Annotated in this window: 9 protein-coding genes and 1 pseudogene; 4 read left to right on the plus strand and 6 right to left on the minus strand. The window is 59.9% G+C overall.

Features of this window, described 5'->3' with window-relative positions; genetic code table 11:
• Both EN984_RS38200 and EN984_RS14255 read right to left on the minus strand, forming a co-directional pair.
• Positions 1-220 (minus strand): annotated as a pseudogene (locus EN984_RS38200) (alpha-ketoglutarate-dependent dioxygenase AlkB); the annotation flags it as partial.
• 380 nt (positions 221-600) lie between these two features.
• A complete protein-coding gene (locus EN984_RS14255; RefSeq protein ID WP_164749046.1) occupies positions 601-1,305 on the minus strand; it encodes a Crp/Fnr family transcriptional regulator in 705 nt (234 codons plus the stop codon).
• A gap of 615 nt (positions 1,306-1,920) precedes the next feature.
• On the opposite strand from EN984_RS14255, the gene EN984_RS14265 reads away from it, so the two are divergent.
• The 4 genes from EN984_RS14265 to EN984_RS14280 all read left to right on the plus strand — a co-directional run bounded on the left by EN984_RS14265 (position 1,921) and on the right by EN984_RS14280 (position 3,334).
• Entirely contained in the window at positions 1,921-2,220 is a 300-nt protein-coding gene (locus tag EN984_RS14265; RefSeq protein WP_127267419.1) for a PRC-barrel domain-containing protein, read from the plus strand.
• An 81-nt stretch (positions 2,221-2,301) separates the two neighbouring features.
• Positions 2,302-2,736, plus strand: coding sequence for a GFA family protein (locus tag EN984_RS14270; protein ID WP_127267420.1), 435 nt, complete (start codon positions 2,302-2,304; stop codon positions 2,734-2,736).
• Positions 2,737-2,816: 80 nt separating this feature from the next.
• On the plus strand, positions 2,817-3,017 hold the full coding sequence (locus EN984_RS14275; RefSeq protein WP_127267421.1) for a KTSC domain-containing protein: 201 nt from the start codon (positions 2,817-2,819) through the stop codon (positions 3,015-3,017).
• A 152-nt stretch (positions 3,018-3,169) separates the two neighbouring features.
• Positions 3,170-3,334, plus strand: coding sequence for a hypothetical protein (locus EN984_RS14280; RefSeq protein WP_081738679.1), 165 nt, complete (start codon positions 3,170-3,172; stop codon positions 3,332-3,334).
• A gap of 61 nt (positions 3,335-3,395) precedes the next feature.
• Here EN984_RS14280 and EN984_RS14285 read toward each other — a convergent pair whose 3' ends face one another.
• From EN984_RS14285 to EN984_RS14300, 4 genes are all read right to left on the minus strand, one after another.
• Positions 3,396-3,608: a hypothetical protein gene (locus EN984_RS14285; protein WP_164749045.1), complete on the minus strand. Its 213-nt coding sequence runs from the start codon at positions 3,606-3,608 to the stop codon at positions 3,396-3,398.
• 88 nt (positions 3,609-3,696) lie between these two features.
• Positions 3,697-4,134, minus strand: a complete 438-nt coding sequence (locus EN984_RS38745; RefSeq protein WP_245456899.1) for a hypothetical protein — start codon at positions 4,132-4,134, stop codon at positions 3,697-3,699.
• Positions 4,135-4,144: 10 nt separating this feature from the next.
• Positions 4,145-5,323 carry an acetate/propionate family kinase gene (locus EN984_RS14295; protein ID WP_127267422.1) on the minus strand — a complete coding sequence of 393 codons (1,179 nt, stop codon included), beginning with the start codon at positions 5,321-5,323 and terminating at the stop codon, positions 4,145-4,147.
• Positions 5,320-7,731, minus strand: coding sequence for a phosphoketolase family protein (locus EN984_RS14300; protein ID WP_127267423.1), 2,412 nt, complete (start codon positions 7,729-7,731; stop codon positions 5,320-5,322). The genes EN984_RS14295 and EN984_RS14300 overlap by 4 nt, the downstream gene beginning before the upstream one ends.
• Positions 7,732-8,039: the final 308 nt, after the last annotated feature.

Consider the following 8,039-nt stretch of genomic DNA (forward strand, 5'->3'; position numbering starts at 1 on the left):
GGCCAAAACCCACGACGCGCCGGTTTGCCAGATGGCCATGGAAATCGAACGCCTCGAAAGGCAGGCCTTCGAGATGCCGGGCGAGTTCGGTTTCTTCTTGCGCGGTGATAAGACCAGGCTGGTAGAGGAAGCCTTCCGGCAGGTCGTCGGCAGCACCAAAGAGATCGTGCTGGAGCCCGGATGAGCCGGAGCCGAGTGTTTTCGATTTGGGTGCCGCCATCCCAGCTAGATGGTGAAGGCCAGCCCGCCTGGCAATATCGGAACCGAGCCAGCATCTGCACCCCACCCTGTGGACATCACCGCATCAAAGCCTGCCAATCCGGAGATTATCGGGGTGACGGTATTCTACTCAGGATTTCGCGGGCATGCCTTGAATGCGACCGAGGGAGGTTGCATGCATGTACGTACGGTTCTTACCAAACCGCGAGCCTTCGTTGCCAGTTGCTTGTCAGCAACTAGATTGGCAACGCGGCATCCCCAAAAAATGCCGCGGTGGCCGACGCGGGTTTAGGCAACGGTGTCTCACCGGCACCATCGCGTCGGCCACTTGAAATGGTCCTTGGCGGCTCAGTGGCGGAGAAGCCTCTGTTGGCCCAGCGCTCAAGCGCGAGGCCGTTCCTGCCTCGCGGGATGATGCGAGCCCAAATCTCCGATTAGCCGGCGATACTGGGTTTCAGGTGGACCATAAGAATCTCGCGCCAACTTTATGAGACCATCTCGATCGCGGATCGTGATCTCTCCGCGGCGCGCTCGGATATAGCCGTAACTCTCGATCATCTGCAGACCGACGGTAACCCCCGGACGCCTGACACCAAGCATGATGGACAGAAACTCATGGGTTATCATAAGTCTGTCGCCGACAGTGCGGTCGCTGCACATCAAAAGCCATCTCGCCAGCCGGACTTCCAGGCTCTGCCGTGCGTTGATCGAAGCCGTATAGCTTGTCTGAACATGAAAATATTGGACATAGCGCAACAGGAACGACCGCAACGTAGGACTGTTCTCCAGGGCTTCGACGAATGGGGCAGCCTCTATCCGGAGCGCCTCGCATGTCGACTGGACGTAACAATCAAAGTTCGCCTGGTCGTCCCCCATGATCAGGGCCGAACCCGTCATTCCTTCGAACCCGATGATTCCGACTTCCGCTTCGGTCGCTGGCGCAGTCCGCGCCACCACCGAGGCCAGTCCGCTTTCCAGAAAATAGACGGCTTCGATCTTCTGCCCCGCATTCTCCAGTGGCGCGCGCACCTCCAGGAAAACGCTCGCCAGATGCGGCCTTAGCCGCGCGAGATCGTCCGCGCTCATGCGGCGAAGCAATTCGCTCTTGGCTTGCAGTATCTGGTAATCCACGAGACTCTTTTCCCTTGGGCAAGAGCACTGGGATCTCTTAGCCGGCCGCGTCCGTCTAACGAGCGGACGGTAACGAACCATAGACCTCGTCTCGCGCAGCACTAGACGAGCCGGCGCGTTGGTATGAAACCGACAGTTACTGCTGAAAACTCGAAGGCCTTGTTGGCTGACCATCTTTCGCCAGCAAACGAGCCTCCCGCAGGATAGAGGCGCGATCGAACTCTTGGAGAAATATGATTTCGCGTATCTGCTGTTCAGTGGCGCCTGTATCCCGCGCCAGCGCGGTTATCGCGTCTACTGGCAGACCGGGGTGCTCGGGCGCCTTTGCCATGCAACGCCATGCCTCGCGATGGGCAAGAGCGGTGGTCACTCCCAAGCGTCAGCGCCCAATTGTGCTGCTGACGATTTCCTTTTGTACGCTTCCGTACAGAGCTTTGCGAGTCAATTCGGGCCCGAGGCTGATTTGAGGGTTCTTGCGTCCTTGCGTCGTCCGTCCGTCGCCCCGAAATTCTTCGGAACGTTTGCTCGGCTGAGAGGTTCAAATACTCCACCCAACAGGAGTCTCGAACGATGGATCACACCAACCGCGTACGCCTCACAAGCACCGAACTGACACCAGACATTCTCGAAGACGCCACGATTTACGACGCGGACGACAACAAGGTCGGCAGCGTTTCGCACGTCCACGGCTCTGGAGCCGCCAGTCAGGTCGTCATCGATGTCGGCGGCTTTCTCGGCATAGGTGCCAAGCCGGTGGCCGTTCCCGCGAGCCAGTTGGAATTCATGCGCGATGAAGACGGCGACGTTCACGCGGTGACGAACTGGACCAAGGATCAGCTCAAGAGCATGCCCGAGCATCACGATGCATGATTTCGAGGACTTCACCTTGAACGGGAGCGGCCGCTTGGCCGCTCTCTGAACGTCCCTTGGGCGCGACAGGATGGACAGACGATGCGGCGCGAGACCGGAGCCTGCTTCTGCGGAGGGATCGCCGCAGCCATGGACGGAGAGCCTTTCTGGATATGCTACGATCACGACGACGATTGCCGCCGGGCCATCGGAAGTCCGATGACAATCTGGGTCGGTTACCGGCCTGAGCAATTTCAGCTTCTTAGAGGGACACCGAAGGCCTTTTCGAAAACGCCAGGCGTCACCCGCACGTTCTGCCCGGACTGTGGAAGCTCGATAGGCTATAGCGACGAAGGTCTGCCGGACGAGTTCTACGTGACGGTCGGTTTTCTTGACAAACCTGAAGGTTTTCAGCCGCAAGCCCATGCCTATTGGGATCTGAGGCTACCGTACATCGAGTTTGATGACAGCCTGCCACGCATCGACCGATATTCGAGGAAGCGCGACCCGAAGTTGGGCAACCCGCGCGACCGGTAGTCGCGGTGCAAGGCGCGAGGGCATCGGCGGAACCTGACGATCGCTAACGGGTTATTCGGGCAGACCCGTCGGGTGCCACCATGCCATCGACCGTGATCCGAAACGCACAATACGACCCCGCCACCAGGATCCTCTCGGTCTGGTTTGTTCCGAGCGGCAAACGTTACGACTATGAGGATGTTGCTCCGGTAACTTATGCCGCTTTCACCAAAGCTTTCTCAAAAGGCCGCTTCTTCAATGAATTCATCCGAGATCGCCATCGGTATCGCCGCGTGGCGTGACAAGTTCGGACATGAGCAGACGATGCACGGAACCTGACCCGCATCGTCTCGTTGACGTCTCGTCGAAGCAAACCAGGCAATGACAATTCATCTGGATATGCTCGGGACCGGCAAAGATCGATCGGAACAGGCTTCAAGGGAGTTCAAGAGCCATGACGGCCAAGAAGCAGAAGACCGAAAGCAAGGACAAGAAGGCGCTGCGCTTGGCAGAGACCACCGACGTCTCACCCAAGCAGGCCAAGGAGCTTATGCAAAAGCATGGCAAGGACAGCCCCAAGGTCGAGAAAGAAGCCAGAAACTTCAAGGCGGAAGGATAGGACGCATTGAGGCCCGGCTTGCATGACCCCTGCAGGGGATCGGCCGCCAGGCAATTCGGGATTAAGGGGGCTCGCCGGCCTTTTCGGCCGCGAGCGCAAAGGGGAAGCGCAGCACCAGGTTGCGGTTCTCGTCAAAAATCTCGAAGGCCAATCCGGTACGCAGCGGCTTGCCATGCAGCAGTTCTTCGGCGAGGATTTCCTTCGCCGACGCCATCGCGTTTTCCTCGGCGCTCGCTAGATCAGAAAATTCCTGGCCCTCGGGATCCTCCTGCAAGCTTCCGCTCTCGTCTCGAAGGTCGAAAAAGTACCTGGACATGCCGACTGAACTCCTCATTGCGACGATGGAATCGGAAGCGCCAGCCTCAGATTTCAGTGCCTGATGTACCCGGATTGTCGAAGAGCACAGCCAGGCCATGCTCGATGGCGCAGGCCGCAATCAGATCATCGAAGGCCTTTCCCGAAAGCGGGCAACTTGGCATCACCTCCCGAATTGCGGTTCCGGCCTTGGCGGTAGAGATCACATCGTGGCGTTTCTTGCGTGTCTCGACATATTGCTGGACCAGGATTTTCAGGCGCCTCACCGCAACATCGTCCGTAAACATGGATTCCTCAGCCAATGCCTGAAGTAAGGCTGTCGGCCTGATCATCGTGCCGACGGTCTCGGGTTTAGCCGAGATTGCTCGCACAATATTTCCATGGGCCGTTGGTTCCCCCGACCGCTTGCTTGGTAATTTTCGTACAGGGAATGCCCTTGCCCGCGCTTTTACCGAGCCCAACCGACGTCGGGTTTCCGATGCCAATGGCGAGCCTTCAGGCTTGCATCACCTTGCGGCTGTGACGTGCAACGACACTTTCCTCATCGGTCGCAATCACGCGCACCTCCACCTTGCTCTCGGGACGACTGATGATTTCGGCGTGGATGTCGTTGGCGCGTTCTTCAAGCACCACGCCAAGCCAGGTCAATTTTTCGCATATGGCCTTGCGGATGGACGCGGACCGTTCGCCGATGCCGGCGGTGAACACGAGGCATTCAAGACCACCCATCGTGTTTGCAAGCGCTGCTGCTTCCCTCGCCGCGCGGAAGGCAAAAAGCGCCATCGCCTCTTGGGCGCGAGGATCGTTGCTCCCTTCCAGCGTCCTCATGTCGCCCGAAATACCGGATACGCCGAGCAGTCCCGACTTCTCGTAAAGCATCGTCTGCAGCTCCTCAGCCGCGATGCCTCTTTCCAGTAGGAAGTGCAACAGCACGCCGGGATCGATGGCGCCGCACCGCGTGCCCATGACGAGGCCATCCAGGGCCGAAAACCCCATCGTCGTATCGATGCTCTTGCCCTCGCGCAAAGCGCAAAGGCTGGCACCATTGCCGAGATGGGCGACGATGGTGCGTTTCGCCGCAAGAGTTGGCGATATCCCGCTGAGCCGCCCGGCGATGTATTCATAGGAGAGACCGTGAAACCCGTAGCGGCGCAAGCCTTGCCCTTCATATTGGCGCGGAAGGGCGAAGCGCCGCACGAGCGGATCGATCGTCTGGTGGAAAGCGGTGTCGAAACAACCAACCTGTGGCAGGTCCGGTTGCAAGGCGGCTATCGCGCGGACCGGCGCGAGACTGCGAGGCTGATGCAGCGGAGCGAGCGGCGTCAGTCTGTCGATGGCGTCGATGATGTCTGGGGCCAGACGGACAGGTTCGATGAACTCGCTTCCGCCATGCACGATACGATGGCCGGCGCAGAGCAGGTTTCTTTCGCCGATTTCGCCCTGCACCCAATTCAGCATCTCGCCTATGGCCGCGTCCCGCGGCTTGTCGGTGGCGAGCTGCCGATCGCACTGCACCGTTCCGTCGGCCGCTTTTGCGCGGAGTGTGGGTGTGTCGCCCAAGTCCAACGTGCCGCGCGAAACGAGCTGCATATCCTGTGACGAGACAAGATCGTAAAGCGCGAACTTGATGCTGGACGAACCGGCATTCAGCGCCAGGATCGACCGACGCGTCATTGGCGCGCCTTTGCCGCGCCTTTGTCGGGCCAGCTCCATTTCTGGATTTCGGGCATATCCTCGCCGTGCTCGCGGACATAAGCCCTGTGCTTCACCAACCGGCCGTGGAGTTCGCCGGCAAGCCCTTCAGCCCTTTCGGCCAGTCCCGGCACACGTTCGATGGCGGCAAGCGCGAGGTGGTAGCGATCGAGTTCGTTGAGCACCACCATGTCGAACGGCGTCGTCGTGGTGCCCTCCTCGCGGAAGCCATGCACATGCATGTTGTCATGGTTGGCGCGACGGTAGGTCAGGCGATGAATAAGATAGGGATAGCCGTGATAGGCGAAGATTACAGGCCGTGTCTTCGTGAACAACGCATCGAAGTCTCCATCGGCGAGCCCGTGCGGATGCTCGGTGTTCGACTGCAGCGTCATCAGGTCGACAACATTGACGACACGGATTCTCAGGTCGGGGATCGCAGAGCGCAGAATGTCGGTCGCGGCCAGCGTTTCCAGGGTGGGCACGTCGCCGGCGCAGGCCATGACCACGTCGGGCTCCTCGCCCTGAGCAACCGTACCGGCCCATTCCCAGATGCCCGCCCCCGCCTTGCAATGCGCTTCGGCTTCTTCAATGGACAGCCATTGCGGTGCCGGCTGCTTGCCGGCGGTAATGACATTGATGCGGTTATAGGTTCTCAGGCAATGATCTGTGATCCACAGCAGGGTGTTGGCATCCGGCGGAAAATAGAGCCTTACCGTATCGGCCTTCTTGTTGGCGACCAGATCGGCAAAGCCCGGATCCTGATGGCTGAAACCATTGTGATCCTGCCGCCAGACATGCGAGGTCAAAAGGTAATTGAGCGAGGCGATCGGCTTGCGCCAGGCAAGCTCGCCGGAGGTCTTCAGCCATTTGGCATGCTGGTTGACCATCGAATCGACAATGTGGATGAAGGCCTCATAGCAGGAGAACAGGCCGTGGCGGCCGGTGAGCAGATAGCCTTCAAGCCAGCCCTGGCAGAGGTGCTCGCTGAGCACCTCCATGACACGTCCGTCACGGGAAAGATGGACGTCGTAGGGTTCAATGCGCTGCATCCAGAGCCGATCGGTAACTTCGAACACCTCGTCGAGGCGGTTGGATGACGTCTCGTCCGGCCCCATCAGGCGAAAATTCCGCGCCTCGGCATTGAGGCGGAACACCTCGCGAAGATAGCTTCCGCAAATCCGCGTCGCTTCAGCGACGACGCCTCCCGGACGAGGCACTTCCAGCGCCAGGCTTTTCCAGTCGGGAAGCACAAGATCGCGCTTCAACAGTCCGCCATTCGCGTACGGGCTTGCGCCCATGCGCTTTGTCCCTGTTGGGGCAAGTGCCGCGAGCCCCGGCAACAGATGCCCGCTTTCATCGAACAGCTCTCCCGGTTCGTAGCTTCGCATCCAGTTCTCGAGGATCTTGCGGTGGCCCTCATTTCCGCGTGCGTTCGACACCGGCACTTGATGCGAACGCCAGAAACCCTCGACCTTCTCGCCATCGACCTCCTTGGGACCTGTCCATCCCTTGGGGCTGCGCAGCACGATCATCGGCCATTGCGGGCGTTGACCATGCCATCCCGGAGCCCGTGCCTGCTCCTGAATGGACCGGATGCGATCGAGCACCGTGTCGAGCGTCGCGGCCATCGACTGGTGCATGGCAAGCGGCTCGTGGCCTTCGACGAAGAACGGTTCGTAGCCATAGCCGGCGAAGAGACTTCGCAACTCCTGATCGTCCATACGGCCGAGGATCGTTGGATTGGCGATCTTGTAGCCGTTGAGATGCAGGATCGGCAGGACGGCGCCGTCCGACATCGGGTTCAGGAACTTGTTGGAATGCCATGCCGCCGCGAGCGGACCGGTCTCGGCTTCGCCGTCACCAACGATACAGGCAACCACCAGATCCGGGTTGTCGAAGGCCGCGCCAAAGGCGTGAACCAACGCATATCCCAATTCACCACCCTCATGGATGGAGCCTGGCGTCTCGGGCGCGGCATGGCTTGGCACGCCGCCGGGGAAGGAAAACTGCCGGAACAGTTTCCTGAGGCCGTCTTCGCCCTGCCCGATATCGGGATAGATCTCGCTATAGGTGCCCTCGAGCCAGGCGTTGGCGACCATTGCGGGACCGCCATGGCCCGGCCCGCAGATAAACAGAGCATCGAGGTCGCGTTCGCGTATGACGCGGTTCAGATGCACGTAGAGAAAGTTCAGCCCCGGCGTCGTGCCCCAATGGCCAAGCAGCCGCGGCTTGACGTGTTCGGCCTTCAACGGTTCGCGCAACAGCGGATTGTCGAGCAGGTAGATCTGGCCGACCGAGATGTAATTCGCGGCGCGCCAGTAGCGGTCCATGAGGTCGATCCGTTCGTGGCCGATGGCCTGCGGCGTCGCGGCAGCCTTGTCGTTCATCGACATCTCCAGCTTCGGTTCGCTGGTGATAACTGGGGCATCTTTGCGCTTGAGCAACCCCCGACTGCCGCGTTCGGGTCGGCGTCACGACCCACGCGGCCGAGAGACCGGACGCCATCTCGGCCGGGCTTGCGGCCCTATCCGCAAATAGGCGGGAACCTTGAAGTCCTCCGGCGGTTAGAAACTGAAATCGCGAAGACCAGGCTCAAGGCAGGTACCGCGAAGGATAGCCTCGAAGCGTTGCACCAAAGGGAGCTAAAAGATGCTCGATCTTCCTCGTGCCCGTGATCGAATGGTCAATATCCATG

This window comes from Mesorhizobium sp. M7A.F.Ca.CA.004.12.1.1 (assembly GCF_003997835.1).
Taxonomy (GTDB): domain Bacteria; phylum Pseudomonadota; class Alphaproteobacteria; order Rhizobiales; family Rhizobiaceae; genus Mesorhizobium.